The sequence below is a fragment of the Shewanella sp. SP1S1-7 genome (genome assembly GCF_031932105.1).
Classification (GTDB): domain Bacteria; phylum Pseudomonadota; class Gammaproteobacteria; order Enterobacterales; family Shewanellaceae; genus Shewanella; species Shewanella baltica.
On sequence record NZ_JAUOEU010000006.1, the window covers coordinates 206,765 to 224,768 of the forward strand.

Below are 18,004 nucleotides of genomic sequence, written 5' to 3' on the forward strand. Positions count from 1 at the left end.
TTATGCTCTCTTTTGAAATCTAAATCCTCAATTGAGAATGGCAAATGATACCCAGCGTATTAACTGACATTCTCCCTATCACCGCGCATAAGGGATTCCAACTCTGCCTTACCCTTATTCGATAGATTGATTAACGTCGCTAAATCATTTTGATGAGCTGCACTGGCAATCACCAGTTTCTTATCATGCTCAGCAAAGATTTTTACCCGCTCGTTGGCTTGTACCTGAGATAGACCTAAACCTTGGAGGATCTTCTCACTGGCCGAGAGCGCCGAGCCAAAGGTCTCACGAAAGACATCCGTCACCCCAAGGCTCATCAAACGATAAGCATGGTTACGATCCCTTGCCCGCGCGACTATGTGGATATGGGGGAAATGGGTTTTCACTTGCTGGGCGATTTCGATGGAATCCTCAACACTGTCCACGGCCAGCAATAACAAACGCGAGCGCGCGATCCCCGCCGACATCAACATGTCTAAGCGTCTGGCATCACCAAAATAGACCTCACCGCCATATTTGCGAATCACATCCACATGGCTCGCATCCTTATCCAATGCGACAAAAGGGATCCCAGAGGAGGCCAAAATACGCCCGGTTATCTGGCCGACTCGGCCAAAACCGGCAATCACCACTTCCGATTCAGTGACATTAATCGTATCTGGCAGGCGAGTGTCCACCACCTTGGCCTTAGTTGCGCGAAACAGGGTAAACAATATCGGCGTCACCGCCATAGACAAACCAATCGCCAACACTAGCACTTGCGCGATTTTATCGCCGACAATGCCAGATAACTGCGCTTGGGATAACAGCACAAAGGCAAATTCACCGCCTTCGGCAAGGATCAACCCCAATGCAATACTCGGGCGCCATTTGTGGTGCCGAATGCGGCCCAGCACCATCAGCACAAACGTTTTAATCAGTAACATCGCCATCAAAATACCTAAGATAAGTAGCGGATCTGATATCAATAATTTCAAATCCATACTCATACCGACCGCCATGAAAAACAGCCCAAGCAATAAGCCTTTAAAGGGTTCGATGTCGGTTTCAAGTTGATGTCGATAACTTGAGTTTGCGAGCATAATACCCGCCAAAAATGCCCCCATACCCGCAGAGAGTCCAAGCCACTCCATTAACTCAGCGCTGCCCATTACGAGCAATAACGCAAAGGCGGTGAGTACTTCACGCACCCCGCTACTTGCGACTAACTTAAGGAGTTTTGGCAGTAAGTATTTGCCCACTAACACAAACCCTACTAGGGCTAGACACGTCCAGTACCAAGGCACGGCATGATGTTCAATCTGCGCCGAATTAGGCGCCAAATATGCCGTCAGCAGCAACATAGGGATAACGGCAAGATCTTGCATTAACAAGACACCAAAGGCATCACGCCCGAGTGGGGTTGTGAGCAACCTATGTTCACTCATTAACTGCACAGCAAAGGCTGTCGATGATAAAGATAGCGCGGCGCCAACCACTAAAGCTGCGTCAACAGACAAGCCAAAGCCCCAAGCCAAACCACCAATCGCAGCCCATGATAACAACAACTGACCACTGCCTAAACCAAAGATAGCACTGCGAAGTTCCCATAATTTACTTGGATTTAATTCGAGTCCAAGTACAAACAACATCAGCACTACACCTAACTCGGCAAAATGTAATACAGCAGCAGGATCAGAAACTAAGGCCATGCCGCCAGGGCCTAAAATGATGCCAGCACCTAGGTAGGAAAGAATCGGGCCGGCGCCAAAACGTTTACCCAAAGGAACAAAAATAACCGCCGCCAATAAAAATAGCAGCACCGACGTGAGTAAACTCGACTGTTCCATGAAGGCTCCAACGGAAAAAGGAATGCGCAGTGTTCCATATATATTTGCCCCGCCGCAGCTCGGCGAATTAGCAACTATGATATCCCATTTATTTATTAACAAGGTCAAGGCAATTCATTAAAAATGAGAAATTTTTGGTATGAAAAACACTTAAGCGTGGGGGAAATCAACTGGAGCAACAAAGCTGAGTAAAAGAGCGTTCAGAGACACCTTAGACTGTTGTCGCATTTTTGTTAGTGGCGGCAAAACCCAAAACGAGAAACAAATGAAGCTACGATAAAAACCAGTAAGGACTTTGCCAACTCAGGGTGAGACTAAATGTTCACTCGACTTACATTACACCGAGGGCGATGCGATATGACGCCGTAAATCAGTTGCCTGCTTGTCACATTTTAAGATGTCAGAATAGCGTACTACGGCATTGCGGCCATTGGCCTTAGCGGCATAAAGCGCCATGTCGGCTCGGTGAAATAATGGGTCTAAACTCAGATCATCAGCCATTAAACCGCTCACGCCAAAACTCGCCGTAATGACGAACTTATGTCCTGAATGTTGGGTATCAATGGCCTCGATACGGGCTCGGCACTGCTCCGCAACTTCCATGGCTTTCTCTTCATCGGCATAGGGTAATAAAATCGCAAACTCCTCACCGCCGATACGAGCAAAAACATCACCATTTCGGATATGGGATTTAAGGGAATCAACCACCTTTTTAAGCGCCCAATCGCCGGTACCATGGCCAAAAGAATCGTTGATCCGTTTGAAGAAATCCAAATCAAATAAAATGACACTGAAATCCCCACCGCGGGCCGTGACTTGAACAAAAAGGTTTTCCCCTAACTCTTGCCCAGCACCGCGATTCAAGATGCCTGTTAATGCATCCATTCTCGCCATACGCATAAACTTGCGTTTCTGCATCTGGCCTACTGCTAACAAAATCCCTAGGAAGAACAGTCCGCCTACTAGAATAGTGACAAACATCAGCATATTGGTGTATTCGCGCTCTTTTACCGTTTGCTGGGCGATATAAAGCTCTCGCTCTTTATTGAGTAAATTGATCTCACGCGCCTGTTCATCGGCATTAAATTTAGCGGCCTGATACGCTAACGTTTTCATTTTCGCTTCATCAAACATCAGCTGATTGTAATACTGCTCTTTTTTCGAATACTCATAGGCTTGTTCAAACTGTTTATTCTCAGCATTTAAGCCAGCTAACACTTTAAAGACATTATGCTTTAACTCGGTATAACTAGATTCATTAGGCAATGACGTAACGAACTTGGCATGCTCGACCGCATTAGCAAATTGCTTCAGTGAAAAATATGCTTCGGCTAACAAAGAATGGACACTATTAATTTCTAATTGAAAGTTAAAAGACTCGTACCCCTTTAGCGCTTTCAAAAGTAAAGCAATTGCAGAAGAGTATTCTTGCAACCTTAACTTAGACTCCCCCATTCCTTTCAATGCAATAAACGAAATCAATGGGAAACCATTCGACTCACAAAAACCGTGTGTGTTCTGGAATTCATCAAATGCCTTGTCATATATTTCAAGCTCTAATTGATAAACTGATAAATACAACTTTGCAGTACAAATATCTTTTACATTATCTGCTGCAGTAAGTGATAGTGCCTTAGCCGCGTAGGTCTCCACCTCTTCTTTTATGCCCATTGCAGAGTACAAACCGGCTAAACGTAGATATGCAGCACGTTTGATATCTATATTATCAATTCGATCTATTAACCCTAGGCTTTTGCTCATTACAACAAAAGCATCTTTAAAGTTCCGTAGGGCGATGTACGCAGTTGCCTCATAGCTATAGGCAGAAAATAAATAATCGCTATTTTGAACTAAATTTTCAGATTGAATTAAATTATCTAAGGCTTCTTGATATTGACCTGAATAAATAAATGAAGTCCCTTTAAATACCAATAAGCGCCCTTGTTGAAAACGCGTCATATGCTCGAAATCAGCTTCAAGTTCATGGAGCTTAGTGATTGCACTCTGCATATCGGTATGTTGTAGCTGCTCCAGCTCTGCTAACGCCTCATCAAAATTGATAGTTGCAGCCATTAAGGGCATACAAAATATGCCCAAACATAACCACAAAAAAGCGTGCAGGAGTTTCAATTACTCACCGTTACCATGGGAAATAACTAAATAGGACTGATAATCCCCCTCCCCACTCAAGCTTTTCAGCTTTCCCATGTCTCCCGACATGACGGCTGCAATTTCTTCATCACTTAACCCATGGGCACGCATTACGGCCTCAGGGTCCTGTTGATACGCTTGCATCAACTTTGCATCTTGGCCTAACTGAGTAAAAAAATCGGATAATGCAGACATACTTTTCCTTATTTTAATGATGACTTCCGAACTCAGCTCAGAAGTACAGCACTCGCAATTAACCTAAGTCTTCAGGTCTAATGCCTAATTTAGTTAAAATAGCATAGTTGTATTCGAGTTTTTTGCTGGCGGGATCAGTAAAGTACTGATCGGAGACAAGTTTGCCTCAGGCAGCTTACTCAATGGCAAATACTCAATTCTAGGGGCTTGAACTGGCAGATTAGCAGCTTCGTAGATCACCACTTGATGATCTCGCGGATACCATTGATGCAGTTGTTCAACCAAAATCTGCAGCCTGTCACTCGTAGTATGGAACTGAGTTAAGGTATGTTCACCAGCAATCGCAATTTGCCATAACAATAAATGGGTTGTCGCATCGGGCACATGATTAAAAAACATAAACTGGCTAGCTTCAAAGCTTTGATGCCCAGAGCTGCCGGGGTCGATACCTAAATCTGCCCATAAACACGCCTCGGCCGAAATCCCCGGCTCCATCTTCGCTGAAAACCCTTCTGCCCTAGCCCGCGTAATCGCCGTATGGGAAACACAGGCAAAAATTCCTGGATGACCATAAAGCGCACAAACGGTTTTCTTGCCAGCCCTCACAGTCTCCAATATAGCATTAACCATTTGTTCATAGGTTTCTCGGCGATTTTTCACTTCGCCATTTTGAGCATAAAACGACTGTAAATTGATGACATTGGGATTAATGTTCTGGATCCAACACTGGGAAAAACCATCGGGCAGGAGTGAAAACACCACATCGGCATGCTCAATATAACTGCGACTCATCACACAAATTTGTCCAGCCAGCTGCAAGCCCGTGCCTACACAAACTAATGACCCCAAAGCATCTATCCCAATACTTTATTTCAAACACTGCGAACTTAAAGCTAAAAGCCACAGTACAAGAACATAATAAAAACATATCGGTAACTTTAATCTGATTTAAGCAAGATTACTATGTTTATCGCCACACAAACTGTTTATTGACTTACTGACTAATTGCTTGGCTTTAAAGAAAAAATCTGGCCCTCATTTCCTTTTATACAATCCTGTCAGCACGCTTAAGAGGCTAAAAACACCTCCACAGTTGCCACATGACTTCCAGTAATAAATATCCTTAAAGATTGAGAACTAAAGCCAACATCGCGGGTCGAAAAGTCACACAATTCGATCTATGACGGCAGCAAAGCCCGATTACCCTTGTCATGAGGGGGAATGCTTGGGTATTATGGCCGCCAGATTTTCAGAAGTAGCGCATACAATGATCAATAAAAAGCAAAGTCTTACCCTGCTGAGCGCTGTGGCGCTCTCTGTTTCGCTCAGTGCTTGTAGTGTGTTCGATTGGTTGATTTATAAGCCCGACATTCCACAGGGTAACTACATGGAACCGCAACAAGTCGAAAAGTTGCGCATTGACATGACCAAAGAACAAGCCGAATACATTCTCGGCCGTCCAGTATTACGCGATAGTTTCGCCGACGATACTTGGTACTATGTGTATCACTACAAGAGTGGACGCGATGCCAGCATTACGCATAAAGAACTCATTTTGCACTTTACGGGTGATAAACTAACCGCAGTAAATGGCGATTATGAGCTAAGCAAAGAATTTGATACGCCACTTGAGCAAAGTAGTTTACCTACGGGGAATAAAACTGAGCTAGTGCCGCAAATTCCTGCACAGCGTCCCGATGCCAAGCCCTTAATAAAAGAAAACCAAGCAGAAGCGCAGGTTCAAAAACCAATTAAGTAATATCCTAAACTTTGCTTATGCTCTTCTCAGTCAAATGAAATACAAAAAGCGCCTAAGGGCGCTTTTTTATTGGGCAATGATGGCAAACTGATATCAGTCTTAATACCAATCGTATTAAGCTCGTCCACCCGTCACTTTATTCGCTCGGCCTTCATCTTTAGCTTTATCCGCACGGCGGCGACGCACATCCTTAGGATCAGCAATCAAAGGACGATAAATCTCAACCCTTTGGCCAGGTAAAATCACTTGGTCATGTTTGACCACATTACTAAACACACCGAGCTTAACCGTCTCTAAATCGATTTCAGGGAAAAAGCTCACTATGTTACTTAAACGCACCACCTCAATCGCCGACGTGCCGGGATTCACATTCACCGAAATCACTTTTTGCTGTGTAGGCAAGGCGTAAACCACATCAACTACAAACTTATCTGTCTCATTTGTCACTGTAAATTACCTTAGCGCGACTCGTAAATGCCGTCACCATTGATACCATAAGATCATTAAACACTTTACCAAAGGCCATATCGGCTAACGAGCTTGAAAACTCAAAACTCAGCTCGAATTCTACCTTGCAGGCTTCTTCACTCAGCTCAGTAAAACGCCACTGCCCCAATAAATGCTTAAAGGGCCCATTTTCCAATGTTAAATCAATACTCTTACCAGGAACCACTTGGTTGCGAGTCGTAAAGGTCTTACGGATCCCCGCTTTACTCACATCCACAGATGCCAGCATAGTTTTGCCGTCAAACTCTAAGACTTTGCCACCCACACAACCGGGTAAAAACTCTTTATACGACTCGACATCATTCACTAAGTCATACATTTGCATCGCACTAAAACGGACTAACACACTTCGAGAAATTTGCGGCATAGGACTTAGCACTCTTCACTAACGTATTCACAGCGACCTAAACAAACTCGTACGCACAAAAAGAACGCACGCAAGATGAACAACTTAGGCAAGCAATCAAAATTTGCACGGATTTTATCACGATACGTAAAAAACGCACCCCTTGTGCACTTAGGTTGATACTCAACAGCCTAATCGCGTTCAAAAAAACAGCAACAACGCGATAGAGGCTTGAAATTAGCTAAATAAAACCTTATATCAATACCAAATTGATTAACCGTGCGTATAATGGCGCCACTATGGTAAAGAAAAAATCAAGCAAAGCCGCGCCTGCGACTATCGCACGTAATAAGCGCGCAACCTTCGAATACCGTTTCGAAGAAAAAATGGAAGCTGGCCTATCCCTCATGGGATGGGAAGTTAAATCTATCCGTATGGGTAAAGTCAACTTGTCTGACTGTTACGTATTCCTGAAAAATGGCGAAGCCTTTATGCATGGCTGCACCATTATTCCCTTGAATACGGCCTCGACACACGTTGTCTGCGACCCACTACGCTTAAAAAAATTGCTACTCAGCCGTAAAGAGCTAGATAAACTGGCTGGCTTAGTCGAGCGCCAAGGCTACTCTATCATTCCTATCTCAATGTACTGGCGTAAAGGTGCATGGGTAAAAGTGGAAATTGGCCTAGGTAAAGGTAAGAAAGATCACGATAAGCGCGAAGATACTAAAGCGCGTGAATGGGAAGTTGAAAAAGCCCGTGTGATGAAAAAAGAAAAAACGCACGGATAATGAACAAACGATTGAACTTGAAGCAAATGATGCTAGGTAATCATTATGCTACGGGTTACAATCAAATTCTTGGGGGCGATTCTGGATTCGACAGGATTCACGAAACCCTGGGAGCATGCCGAGGGGCGGTTGGCCTCGTAAAAAGCCGCAAAGTTATAGTTGCAAACGACGATAACTACGCTCTAGCAGCTTAGGCTAGCTAGCCATCTGACACAGGTCTCTCAAATGGGCAGTGTATACAGATGGTCATCTTACATTTGATAGCGAGGGAACTCCGTCCGGGGGTGAACCGCGAAATAGTACCGGACTCGCCCGATGAAATCCTGTCTTTCGGAGTTTATTCGGGTTAATTAAAAGAGAGACTAAGCATGTAGTGCCTTGGATGTAGGTGTTCTGGACGCGGGTTCAAGTCCCGCCGCCTCCACCAATTTTACCAGAAGGGCTTAACCGCAAGGTTAAGCCCTTTTTGTTTGCTCTGCTCATGGAACGCAGTTTGAGATTTTATTTCCACAATTAAGCTTTGCTAGCTCGGATGGTTTGAGATTTTCTAGCTTGGGTAGTTTGAGAATGAGATATAACTCAGATCACCTGCTTGGACTTGACCATCTAAGACATACGCATTGCTGCTAACGATTGGCTCCGCCATCACTAAAACCTATGAAAACGGCAAAAATCAGTACGAGAAGAGTAATACAGCAAGTGCGATTGAAATCGAAATAGAAATTAAACCAATGATTAAATGTATATATCTAGATAGGAATTTGTTTTCAATCGCTTCTTCAGGGCAATTGATTGGAACACATAAACTGATCTTGTCACCGATTTGAGGTCCAAACCGAGTGTAAGCTTGTTCGTCATAATTAATCAGAGTTCCTCTTGTATAACGCTTTCCTTGCCAAAAATATTCTACAACCGGATTAATGAAAATTTGTTGGTACCTGAAGTGCTCATGTTCTGGGCTGTATCTGGTATTTTCATCCAGTGAAATAATAGTCCCTTCAACGATATCGTATGTTAAAAATTGATCCTCTCTAAATCTCAATATTCCACCAATCCCGATGAGACCAAGGGTAAATGAGAACCAAGAGAATAAAATATGTCCTCCTATATCCTCAAAGACAAATGCAGCGATGATCACGGAAGGAATAGACAAGATAAAAACCAAAAACAGCATCAATCGCTTCATACAACACCCAAAAAAACAATTCAAAAAGGCCGAATCATACTAAAACGCTAACTGACGGTGAAACGATAAACATGATTAACTTTACACCGCTACACAAACTCCTATAAAAAATTAACGCTTCTTACCGCCCAGAGCGCGCTTTTTGGCACGTTGTTTTTGGGCCGCTTTGCCGTTACGCCTTGGTTCAGTGTCCATTTTATTAAAGTCGGGTTCAAAGCCGGGTAACCATTGTTGTGGTAAACGCTTGTCCAATACGACTTCGACTTCTTCCAGTAATAGAGCATCCTCTTGGCTAAAAAGGGTGATGGCAAGCCCTGCACTGCCCGCTCGGCCTGTGCGGCCAATACGATGAATATAATCCTGCGCGATAAAAGGCAGTTCAAAATTAATCACGTACTTGAGTTCGACGATATCTAGGCCTCGGGCGGCAACATCCGTAGCCACTAGCACTTGAATTTTGCCTTGTTTAAATTCCTGCAAGACTTTCTCGCGCGCACCTTGGGACAAGTCACCGTGAAACGCCTGAGTACTAATATCGGCTTTATTGAGTTGCTGAACCAGTTTGTCGACGCCTTGCTTAGTGCGGCTAAAAATCAGCACTTGGTGCCAGTTTTTACTGCGAACCAGATGGCTGACGAGTTCGGTTTTACGGTCGGCGTCGACGGCATAAACCACTTGCTTAATTTCGGCAGCGGTCGTGTTGCGCTTGGCAACTTCAATCAACTTGGGATCGCGAAGTAAGGTTTTACTTAAGCTAAAGATGGCGGCATCTAAGGTGGCAGAAAATAACAGCGTTTGTCTGTCACTCGGCACTTGCTTGATCACGGCTTTAATTTCATCCATAAAGCCCATGTCGAGCATACGGTCGGCTTCATCAAACACAAGCACACTCAATTGCTTAAGACTCAATGCGCCTTGCCTGAGGTGATCAAGTAAGCGACCCGGTGTTGCGATTAACACATCAATCCCTGCATTAAACACGGCAACCTGCGCATCGATACTCACGCCGCCGTAGGCGATACCGACACGGATATCTGTCCCTTTAGCGTACTTAACAAAACTCTGCTGTACCTGCACCGCCAGTTCACGTGTCGGCACTAAGACTAATGCACGTACAGGTCTCACCGCCGTTAACTCTTGCAAAGGGCTGAGCGCCAACAAATGATGCAAGATGGGCAAAGCGAACGCCGCGGTTTTGCCTGTACCCGTTTGGGCGCCAGCCATCACATCCCGTTTGGTCAAGATGGCAGGGATCGCTTCTAGCTGGATGGGCGTTGGCGACTCATAGCCAAGACTCGCTAAGGTATTCACTAAGGTGGAGTTTAAGGATAAGACACTAAAAGACATTGCGGTTAACCACTGAAAATAATGACCAGAATTTTAGCAGACACAAACCCAAGCGACTAGCGCCATAGCGCTAGCCCTGTGGTTCTATCGGGTGAAACTAAATCAATTTCAGGATAGTTAGCCTTACCATAAGTCAGTCTCGCAATACGCCAGCATCACGATAGAAATGCGTCGAGATCTTCTGGTAGTTGCGGACGACTAAAGAGATAACCTTGGGCTTGATCGCACTGATTTTGTTGCAGAAAATCGGCTTGTTCTTTGGTTTCCACTCCTTCGGCGATAATGTCGAGCTTCAACGCATGTCCAAGCGCAATCACAGCTTTAGCAATCGCGGTATTGTTAGTGTCGAAGGGAATATCCCGCACGAAGGATTGATCAATCTTCAGCTTATGGATGGGTAGTTTTTTCAAATAATTCAGCGATGAATAACCGGTGCCAAAGTCATCGACCGATAATTCTATGCCCAGATCGCCAAGTAACTTTAAGTCACGGATAGCAAGATCGGGATTTTGCATCATCACACTTTCGGTCACTTCAAGCTCTAAGTGTTTGGCGGGCAAGCCCGTTTCAGCTAAGACACGTTTTACATCATCCACAAAGGAGCTACGCTGTAACTGCTGTCCGGCCACGTTCACTGCAATGCGGCCAAAGTGTTTACCTTCACTAAGCCAACGCATGCCCTGACGACAGGCGGTTTTTAACACCCATAAACCGATCTCATGGATAAGACCAATTTTTTCTGCCACGGGTATAAATACCGCGGGAGAAATCAAACCCAGTTGAGGATCGTGCCAACGCAGCAGCGCTTCAAATCCCACGGTTTTTCGAGACACTAAGTCGAGTTTTGGCTGGTACATCAAGTACAAGGCATTTTGCTCAATCGCGCCATAGAGGGCACTTTGCAGCTTAAGATGTTCAAAAGACTGTTGCGTTAAGGACTCAGTGTAAAAAGCGTAGTTATTACGGCCATCATTTTTTGCACGATACATGGCCGCATCGGCGTTACGCAGTAAAGTGTCAGCATCGGCTCCATCACTTGGATACAAAGAAACGCCCATGCTCGCGGTCAAACGCAAGTGGTCGCCTGTGCTCACAATAAAAGGTTGTTCAAACACTTGGCGTAATTGATTAATGGCAACCGTGGCATCTTCGCTATTATCAATCCCCGAAATTAACGCCACAAACTCATCGCCACCAATCCGCGATAACACATCCTGATCGCCTACTTGGCTGCGTAAACGCTTGGCAAGCTCGACCAGCATTTCATCACCTATGCTATGACCAAAACTGTCGTTGATATGCTTAAACAAATCGACATCAATCATCACAGTCGCTAACTGCAAATTCAGCCGCTTAGCTTGCCGTACTTCTTGTTTGAGCTGCATCATAAACTTCATGCGATTAGGCAAATGCGTTAGCGGGTCGAAATACGCTAAGTGCGTGAGTTGCGCTTCATTCTCTTTCTGGGCAGAAATATCGGCAAATACCGCGACAAAATAACGCACATCACCGACTTCATCATAAATCGTACTTATGGTGATATTTTGCGGGAAAATAGTGCCGTTTTTACGCCGATTCCAAATTTCACCATTCCACTTACCGTTTGCCAACAGGGCATTCCACAGTTTGTCGAAGAATGCTTTATCATGGCGACCCGAGCTAAAAATCCGTGGATTCTGACCGAGCAGCTCTTCCCTCACATAACCTGTGATCTCAAAAAATGCGCCGTTAACGTCGGTGATATTGCCGTGTCTGTCGGTCACAACCACGCCTTCGACCGAGTTTTTAAATACATTGGTCGCCAGTGTCAGTTGTTCTTCAACCTCTTTATGCTTAGAAATATTGCGAGTCATACCGATAACGCCCACAAACTCACCTTGGGGATTTAAGGTTGGGAGTTTGAGCGTTTCTAACCAAAGATGATTTTTAGCTTCATTGCCGTCTAAACACTCAGCGACAATAATTGGCATACCAGACTCGATAGCGAGCCTATCCCCCTCTAGGAAAATATCCGCAATATCTTCACCAAAGAGTTCGACATCGGATTTACCGACAATCTCACTGCGGGGCATTTCCCATGCTTTCTCGACGCTGCGATTACAGAGTGTATAAATGCCAGCGGCATTTTTCATCCAAATATGTTCTTCAAAACTATCAATAAATGTTTGTAAATCGACCGTATTGACACACCTTGGCGTACCTCGGCTTAATGCTTCAGCCGCACTGTGTTGGCTCAATATCTCGCCTAACTGGCGTTGAATGCTATCGCTGATAAGCTTTGCAAGCTGCAGCGTTTTCGAATCTACGCCGTGCGCCTCGTTGTGATAAAAACATAAAAAGCCAAAATTTGCCCCAGATGGCCAAGCGAGGGATAAACAAATCACACTGCCGATTGAGCTACAACTTCGCCAATCTGAGTGCTGCCGAGTATCTATGATCAATTGCGACTGCCTGACAAGCTCAGTTAACTCTGACACAGATAATGACGTAGTGATTTGATGGTGAGCTAATCGCGGTAATACCGAAATCGACTCGTTTGGGCTAATCAACTGTTCTTGGGCTAACTGAGCATCAGAGGAAGTTTCAAACGTATTGGAGGAGAGTGTCGATGTCGTATTTGAAGGAACAACTTTTGACTGTGTGGCTATTGATGATGTCGCCGCTGATAATGTTGCACTAGGTAGGGTTTTCGCCGAGTGATTGCCGCTTAAATGACAGAGTATTGCCTGGATTTCACTGTCAGCCGCAGAATCTGAACTTAACATACTGCTAAGTTCACCCGCAGCATTCCATGCTATTAATATCGCTTTACTGTTCGATATCTCGGCAACCAAGTTTACATCTTTCAACCAGTTATCAAGATCTTGCTGCGAAATAGGTACATCTATCATCATCTTGCCAACTAATACTTAGTTACTGCTCAATCGACCCACGGCAAAAAACACCATAAGACCCCAAACGCATGCTCAAATTAGCCCCAAAGGGAAAGCGTTAATCAAGCGGTAAAACATCATAAAATTTTACGTTTAACATCAATTCACTACGTCTCAATTGGCGCCAATCTTAGCTATTAAACCGTGCCCATCATAGCCACCTTTTAAGGCTGGAGAGGTCAAACCATCAAGGTTAGATAGATTTTCCGAGACCACTCAAAGTGCCATAGCACAGTAAAGCGCCGCTGACATTACCTTTGCTACTTTAGCACAAAATTTTCGAGTCAGTATTAGGATAAGTTTATTGCGTAACAATTAGTTAGACTTAACCGATTAAGCCTGTTCGCAATGCCACAGCGCTTTGTTAGCTGCAGATAACTATCCCTAAAGACATAAATCAGCAATAACGGAGTTTTGATTGACAAAAATGCTATCTTATTGTCTACAATGGAAATAATAAGGCTGAAAAAACAAGGATATTTATGCCCACTGACGTCGTATCAAGCCAAGCCACCCTACTCGACAGTAAACAACTGTATCGCATTTGCGAACTCGACCAATTAAGCACAGATTGCCAGTCCACAGCCGAGCTCACTCCACTTGATGATATTGTCGGCCAAGAACGTGCCCAGCAAGCGGTAGAGTTTGCGATGGGGATTAAAGAAAAGGGCTATAACATTTACGCCATCGGCCAGAACGGTCTAGGCAAACGGACCATGATGCTGCGTTATTTAAGCCGTCACGAGCCAAGCGATCACACGCTATACGACTGGTGCTACGTGGTTAATTTCGATGATACTCGCTGCCCTAAAGTGCTTAAACTCGCTGCTGGTACTGGGCTTGAATTCAAAAAAGCCGTCGAAAAGTTGATGCTTAAACTTGTCAAAGCTATGCCTTTAGCCTTTGATAATGAAATGTATTATGCCCGCACCGAAAAGCTAAAAAGCCAGTTGGCACAGAAGCAAGAAGTCGCACTCACTGAATTAACCGAAGAAGCAAAACAAAAGGGCATCAGCCTCAGTTTGACCATGCAGGGCGACTATCAAATGGTCGCGCTCAATGGAGAAGAACCCCATGACGAAGCCTCATTCGAAGCCTTGACCGATGCTGAACGCAGCCAATTTGAAAGCAATATCAATGGCCTAGAAGTCAAACTGCGCGGGATTATTCGCCAAATCACAGAATGGGAAGAAGAATTTAGCGACAAGCAGCAAGAGCATGATGAGCAAGTCGCCAAAGAAGTGTTAATCCATTTTATTAAGCCACTTAAAGATAAGTTTAAGCATCAGCCAGAAGCGCGCACTTTCTTAACCGGTATGCAGGCGGATATCTTAGATAATCTGGATATTTTCTTAGAAGAAAGCGAAGAACAATTGGGCCTAGCCTACGCTTCCCTAGAAAAGAAAATGCCCCGTCGCTACCAAGTTAACGTTTTGGTCGGCCAAGGCACTCAAAAATTCCCCATAGTCGTCGAAGAAAGCCCGAGTTATCACAGCCTATTTGGCTATGTGGAGAACGCCACATTTAGAGGCACTGTGTTCACCGACTTCTCGCTTATCCGGCCCGGCAGCCTGCACAAGGCGAATGGCGGCGTGTTATTGATGGATGCCGTTAAAGTATTAGAGCGCCCTTACGTGTGGGACGGACTAAAGCGCGCCCTGCGTTCACGTAAACTGGATTTAAGCTCACTCGAACGGGAAGTGTCTCTATCGGGCACGATTTCCTTGGCGCCTGAGCCTATCCCATTAGATGTGAAAATCATCCTGTTTGGCGATCATGAAACCTATCAGCTGTTACAGCACTATGATCCTGATTTTAGTGAGTTATTCCGCGTTACCGCCGATTTTGAAGATGTGATGGACAGAACCGCCGCCTCTGAGGCGCACTATGCCCGCTTTATTTCGAGCATAGTCCACGACAACAACATGCTGCACTGCGATCGCGCCGCCATAGCGCGCATCATCGAATACAGCTCGCGGGAAGCCGAAGATCAGCAAAAACTGTCGCTACACTCGGCCAATATTGCCAACCTGCTGCGGGAATCAAACTACTGCGCTAAATCGGCAGGCAGTCAGCAAATTTTAGTGCCGCACGTTGAGCAAGCACTGCGAAATCAAGAACAAAGGGTCTCGCGTCTGCATGACAACATAATGCAGAGCTTTACCAACGGCACCACCTTGATCAGCACTCAGGGCAAAGTGGTTGGGCAAATCAATGCCTTATCCGTCATCTCGACCTCTGATCATCAGTTTGGTATGCCCAATCGCATCACAGCAACCACTGCCTTTGGTAAGGGTGAAGTGATGGATATCGAACACAGAGTCAAACTAGGGGGGCGAATTCACTCTAAGGGCGTGTTGATCTTAACCGCTTATTTAGCGTCAGTGTTAGGTAAAACAGCGCAAATACCGCTCACCACTTACCTCACCTTCGAGCAATCTTACAGCGGCGTGGACGGCGATAGCGCCTCAATGGCCGAATGTTGCGCCATTATCTCGGCCATTAGCGAGCAAGCATTAAGGCAAGATATTGCCATCACAGGTTCGATGAACCAGTTTGGTGAGGCCCAGCCCATTGGCGGTGTGAATGAGAAAATTGAAGGCTTCTTTGATGTCTGCAAAATTAAAGGCCGTACGTCAGATCAAGGGGTGATTATTCCTGCTTCGAATATGGCTAACCTTATGCTACGTAAAGACATTGTCGATGCAGTAGCGCAAGGTGAGTTCCACATTTGGGCCATTACCCATGTGACTCAAGCCATGGAGTTGCTGCTTGGTAAAACCGCAGGCAGTTTGTCGCAAACGGCCACGCCTAGCCAAGGGCAATATTCTCCCGAGAGCATTTTCGGCATCGCCCAGCAAAAGCTCACCGCACTTAGATCCTTAGTTAAAGCAGATTAAATAAAAACGCGAGAAAGACAAACAAAAAGGGTTAGCCAATGCTAACCCTTTCTTTATTCAGCTATTAAGTGAAATTACACTAAGCTTGCTAGCATTTCGTCGCTGTAAGGTACAAGTTCAACGCCATCACGCACGCGAGCAATATAGTCAGGGTTAGCAATGAATGGACGACCGATAGCAATCAAATCGAACTTATTCGCTGCAATCGCTTCACTGGCCGTTTCAGCGCTGTAGCTTCCAACTCCCACTAAGGTTTTGCCATAGTGTGCGCGCACATAGCTTGAAGCTCTGCCGCCAAGATAGTCAAATTCCATACTGTCATCGAAAATCCCAATATGCACAAAGGCGATATCGCGCGCCTCTAGTTCTGGCAAGAAATAATCGAATACTTCTCGGTCACGGCTATCGGCCGCCATATTGAAATAAGCCCCAGGTGAAATCCGCAGACCAGTTCTGTCTTTGCCGATACGAGCCACAACAGCGTCGACAACTTCAAGCGCAAAGCGGGACATATTAGCTGGAGTGCCACCGTATTCATCGGTGCGGCGATTGCTGTCATGATGTAAGAAAGTATCAATTAAATAACCATTTGCACCGTGGATTTCAACGCCATCAAAACCAGCTTCAATGGCATTTTCCGCCGCTTTGGCGTAATCACGCACTAGGCCTTGAATATCCTCGAGTGTGGCGGGTTTTGGCGTGACATAAGTTAGCTCACGCATTCTTGGTACGCTGCCTTCAATCTTCTGTGCTGATGCAGCAAGCACATCGCCACCACCGAAAAAGTGTGGATGAGCAACTCGACCCGTATGCCATAACTGCACAAAAATCTTACCGCCATTGGCATGTACCGCATCGGTCACTTTACGCCAGCCAGCAATTTGCGCTTGAGTAAAAATGCCTGGAGTATTTGGATAACCTTGGGCATCGGGACGAATAATCGTCGCCTCAGTGATGATCAAACCCGCTTCGGCGCGGCGTGCATAATAGGCAACCATATCATCGGTTGGCACTAAGTCGGCATCGGCCATACAACGGGTCAAAGGTGCCATTAAGAAACGATTGTTTAAGGTAATAGTGCCATTAAGCGAGTAGGTTTCGAACAGATTTGCCAAGGAATTTGGCGTGGTTTGTGTGGTCATTTTCTCAGTCCCATTCTTGAATATGCATTCAAGATATTATTATTTGAACGATCATTCAAGTTAATTTTTGAATGTTCGTTCAACATTAGGTAGAATTCGGCCTAAGCGTTTCTTTACAAGTGAATTAAATTCGATGCGTAATGCAGAGTTCGACCGAGAACAGGTACTTCGCGGCGCGATGGCCGCCTTCATGCACAAGGGTTACACCAAAACGAGCATGCAAGATCTAACTCAAGCCACGGGATTACATCCGGGGTCGATTTACTGTGCTTTTACCAATAAACGCGGATTACTAATCGCAGCCATTGAGCAATATCAACTCGACAGAAATGCGCAGTTCAACAGCCTTTTCGCTAAAAGCGAAAATGTACTAACGAACTTGAAAACTTATTTAGATCATATTGTTGCCGAATGCCTAAGTTGTGATAGCGCCCAAGCTTGTTTATTGACGAAGGCATTAAATGAAGTGGCTGAGCAAGATGTTGAGATTAGAGATATCATCAATCAGTATCTGCAATCTTGGCAGCAAGCGCTAACGCAGCAGTTTACCAGCGCAGCCGAGCAAGGACTGCTAGAAGGTCATCGCAACGACGAGCAAAGAGCCCAATATTTTATGATGGGAATTTATGGTTTAAGAACCTTCGCCCATACCCATCCAAATGCCGAAACCCTTCAACATCTTGCCGATCGATTGCTGACTGAGGTCTGCCATTAAAAGCGTTTTAATCTGTTCAATGACGAATACCTAGGCGACTAAAATCGACAGAGTGTAGATAGTCTCTAGACAAATAGTGTTTAGCGAGATGCCGCAGTATTGGTGTCCATTGATCAGATATTGTTGAATGTCGAATTATTGGGTGTGATGCTATGGAAGGTGGTGTTATTCAAGTCGATATAAGCGTCACTATCTCCTTGAAT

The 18,004-nt window shown here is 45.1% G+C and carries 13 protein-coding genes, 1 other RNA gene and 1 pseudogene; 5 read left to right on the forward strand and 10 right to left on the reverse strand.

Features of this window, described 5'->3' with window-relative positions:
• Nucleotides 1-59 precede the first annotated feature (59 nt).
• The 4 genes and pseudogenes from Q4Q49_RS07520 to Q4Q49_RS07535 all read right to left on the reverse strand — a co-directional run bounded on the left by Q4Q49_RS07520 (nt 60) and on the right by Q4Q49_RS07535 (nt 5,024).
• Nucleotides 60-1,829, reverse strand: a complete 1,770-nt coding sequence (locus Q4Q49_RS07520; protein ID WP_006080839.1) for a monovalent cation:proton antiporter-2 (CPA2) family protein — start codon at nt 1,827-1,829, stop codon at nt 60-62.
• A gap of 336 nt (nt 1,830-2,165) precedes the next feature.
• A complete protein-coding gene (locus tag Q4Q49_RS07525) occupies nt 2,166-3,911 on the reverse strand; it encodes a GGDEF domain-containing protein (protein WP_311999022.1) in 1,746 nt (581 codons plus the stop codon).
• Nucleotides 3,912-3,959: 48 nt separating this feature from the next.
• The gene (locus tag Q4Q49_RS07530) at nt 3,960-4,175 is read right to left on the reverse strand and encodes a hypothetical protein (protein WP_259510203.1); all 216 of its coding nucleotides are present in this window, start codon (nt 4,173-4,175) and stop codon (nt 3,960-3,962) included.
• Nucleotides 4,176-4,233: 58 nt separating this feature from the next.
• A pseudogene (locus Q4Q49_RS07535) lies at nt 4,234-5,024 on the reverse strand (SAM-dependent methyltransferase).
• Nucleotides 5,025-5,442: 418 nt separating this feature from the next.
• Between Q4Q49_RS07535 and Q4Q49_RS07540 the strand changes: the two are divergent.
• Nucleotides 5,443-5,934, forward strand: coding sequence for an outer membrane protein assembly factor BamE (locus Q4Q49_RS07540; protein ID WP_311988848.1), 492 nt, complete (start codon nt 5,443-5,445; stop codon nt 5,932-5,934).
• 114 nt (nt 5,935-6,048) lie between these two features.
• Here Q4Q49_RS07540 and Q4Q49_RS07545 read toward each other — a convergent pair whose 3' ends face one another.
• Nucleotides 6,049-6,381 carry an RnfH family protein gene (locus Q4Q49_RS07545; RefSeq protein WP_106651167.1) on the reverse strand — a complete coding sequence of 111 codons (333 nt, stop codon included), beginning with the start codon at nt 6,379-6,381 and terminating at the stop codon, nt 6,049-6,051.
• Nucleotides 6,371-6,808, reverse strand: a complete 438-nt coding sequence (locus Q4Q49_RS07550; protein ID WP_311988849.1) for a type II toxin-antitoxin system RatA family toxin — start codon at nt 6,806-6,808, stop codon at nt 6,371-6,373. Before Q4Q49_RS07550 ends, Q4Q49_RS07545 begins: the two co-directional genes overlap by 11 nt.
• Before the next feature lie 278 nt (nt 6,809-7,086).
• On the opposite strand from Q4Q49_RS07550, the gene smpB reads away from it, so the two are divergent.
• Both smpB and ssrA read left to right on the forward strand, forming a co-directional pair.
• Nucleotides 7,087-7,578: an SsrA-binding protein SmpB gene (gene smpB / locus Q4Q49_RS07555; RefSeq protein WP_011790147.1), complete on the forward strand. Its 492-nt coding sequence runs from the start codon at nt 7,087-7,089 to the stop codon at nt 7,576-7,578.
• 71 nt (nt 7,579-7,649) lie between these two features.
• Nucleotides 7,650-8,005: a transfer-messenger RNA gene (gene ssrA / locus Q4Q49_RS07560) on the forward strand.
• A 246-nt stretch (nt 8,006-8,251) separates the two neighbouring features.
• Here the strand turns inward: ssrA and Q4Q49_RS07565 are convergent.
• From Q4Q49_RS07565 to Q4Q49_RS07575, 3 genes are all read right to left on the reverse strand, one after another.
• A complete protein-coding gene (locus tag Q4Q49_RS07565) occupies nt 8,252-8,764 on the reverse strand; it encodes a hypothetical protein (protein ID WP_014620650.1) in 513 nt (170 codons plus the stop codon).
• 111 nt (nt 8,765-8,875) lie between these two features.
• On the reverse strand, nt 8,876-10,111 hold the full coding sequence (locus tag Q4Q49_RS07570; RefSeq protein ID WP_311999023.1) for a DEAD/DEAH box helicase: 1,236 nt from the start codon (nt 10,109-10,111) through the stop codon (nt 8,876-8,878).
• 155 nt (nt 10,112-10,266) lie between these two features.
• The gene (locus Q4Q49_RS07575) at nt 10,267-13,005 is read right to left on the reverse strand and encodes an EAL domain-containing protein (RefSeq protein ID WP_311999024.1); all 2,739 of its coding nucleotides are present in this window, start codon (nt 13,003-13,005) and stop codon (nt 10,267-10,269) included.
• Nucleotides 13,006-13,526: 521 nt separating this feature from the next.
• Between Q4Q49_RS07575 and Q4Q49_RS07580 the strand changes: the two genes are divergently transcribed.
• The gene (locus tag Q4Q49_RS07580) at nt 13,527-15,944 is read left to right on the forward strand and encodes an ATP-binding protein (protein ID WP_311999025.1); all 2,418 of its coding nucleotides are present in this window, start codon (nt 13,527-13,529) and stop codon (nt 15,942-15,944) included.
• A gap of 74 nt (nt 15,945-16,018) precedes the next feature.
• Here Q4Q49_RS07580 and Q4Q49_RS07585 read toward each other — a convergent pair whose 3' ends face one another.
• Complete coding sequence (locus Q4Q49_RS07585; protein WP_311999026.1) at nt 16,019-17,086, reverse strand: alkene reductase; 1,068 nt, start codon at nt 17,084-17,086, stop codon at nt 16,019-16,021.
• Nucleotides 17,087-17,219: 133 nt separating this feature from the next.
• On the opposite strand from Q4Q49_RS07585, the gene Q4Q49_RS07590 reads away from it, so the two are divergent.
• On the forward strand, nt 17,220-17,801 hold the full coding sequence (locus Q4Q49_RS07590) for a TetR/AcrR family transcriptional regulator (RefSeq protein ID WP_259482015.1): 582 nt from the start codon (nt 17,220-17,222) through the stop codon (nt 17,799-17,801).
• Nucleotides 17,802-18,004: the final 203 nt, after the last annotated feature.

Excerpts from the sequence above, each read along its gene's own strand:
- smpB (WP_011790147.1), top strand. The coding sequence starts at position 7,087 with ATGGTAAAGAAAAAATCAAGCAAAGCCGCGCCTGCGACTATCGCACGT.
- Q4Q49_RS07540 (WP_311988848.1), top strand. The coding sequence starts at position 5,443 with ATGATCAATAAAAAGCAAAGTCTTACCCTGCTGAGCGCTGTGGCGCTC.
- Q4Q49_RS07565 (WP_014620650.1), bottom strand. The coding sequence starts at position 8,764 with ATGAAGCGATTGATGCTGTTTTTGGTTTTTATCTTGTCTATTCCTTCC.
- Q4Q49_RS07590 (WP_259482015.1), top strand. The coding sequence starts at position 17,220 with ATGCGTAATGCAGAGTTCGACCGAGAACAGGTACTTCGCGGCGCGATG.
- Q4Q49_RS07570 (WP_311999023.1), bottom strand. The coding sequence starts at position 10,111 with ATGTCTTTTAGTGTCTTATCCTTAAACTCCACCTTAGTGAATACCTTA.
- Q4Q49_RS07530 (WP_259510203.1), bottom strand. The coding sequence starts at position 4,175 with ATGTCTGCATTATCCGATTTTTTTACTCAGTTAGGCCAAGATGCAAAG.
- Q4Q49_RS07520 (WP_006080839.1), bottom strand. The coding sequence starts at position 1,829 with ATGGAACAGTCGAGTTTACTCACGTCGGTGCTGCTATTTTTATTGGCG.
- Q4Q49_RS07550 (WP_311988849.1), bottom strand. The coding sequence starts at position 6,808 with ATGCCGCAAATTTCTCGAAGTGTGTTAGTCCGTTTTAGTGCGATGCAA.
- Q4Q49_RS07585 (WP_311999026.1), bottom strand. The coding sequence starts at position 17,086 with ATGACCACACAAACCACGCCAAATTCCTTGGCAAATCTGTTCGAAACC.
- Q4Q49_RS07580 (WP_311999025.1), top strand. The coding sequence starts at position 13,527 with ATGCCCACTGACGTCGTATCAAGCCAAGCCACCCTACTCGACAGTAAA.
- Q4Q49_RS07525 (WP_311999022.1), bottom strand. The coding sequence starts at position 3,911 with ATGCCCTTAATGGCTGCAACTATCAATTTTGATGAGGCGTTAGCAGAG.
- Q4Q49_RS07575 (WP_311999024.1), bottom strand. The coding sequence starts at position 13,005 with ATGATGATAGATGTACCTATTTCGCAGCAAGATCTTGATAACTGGTTG.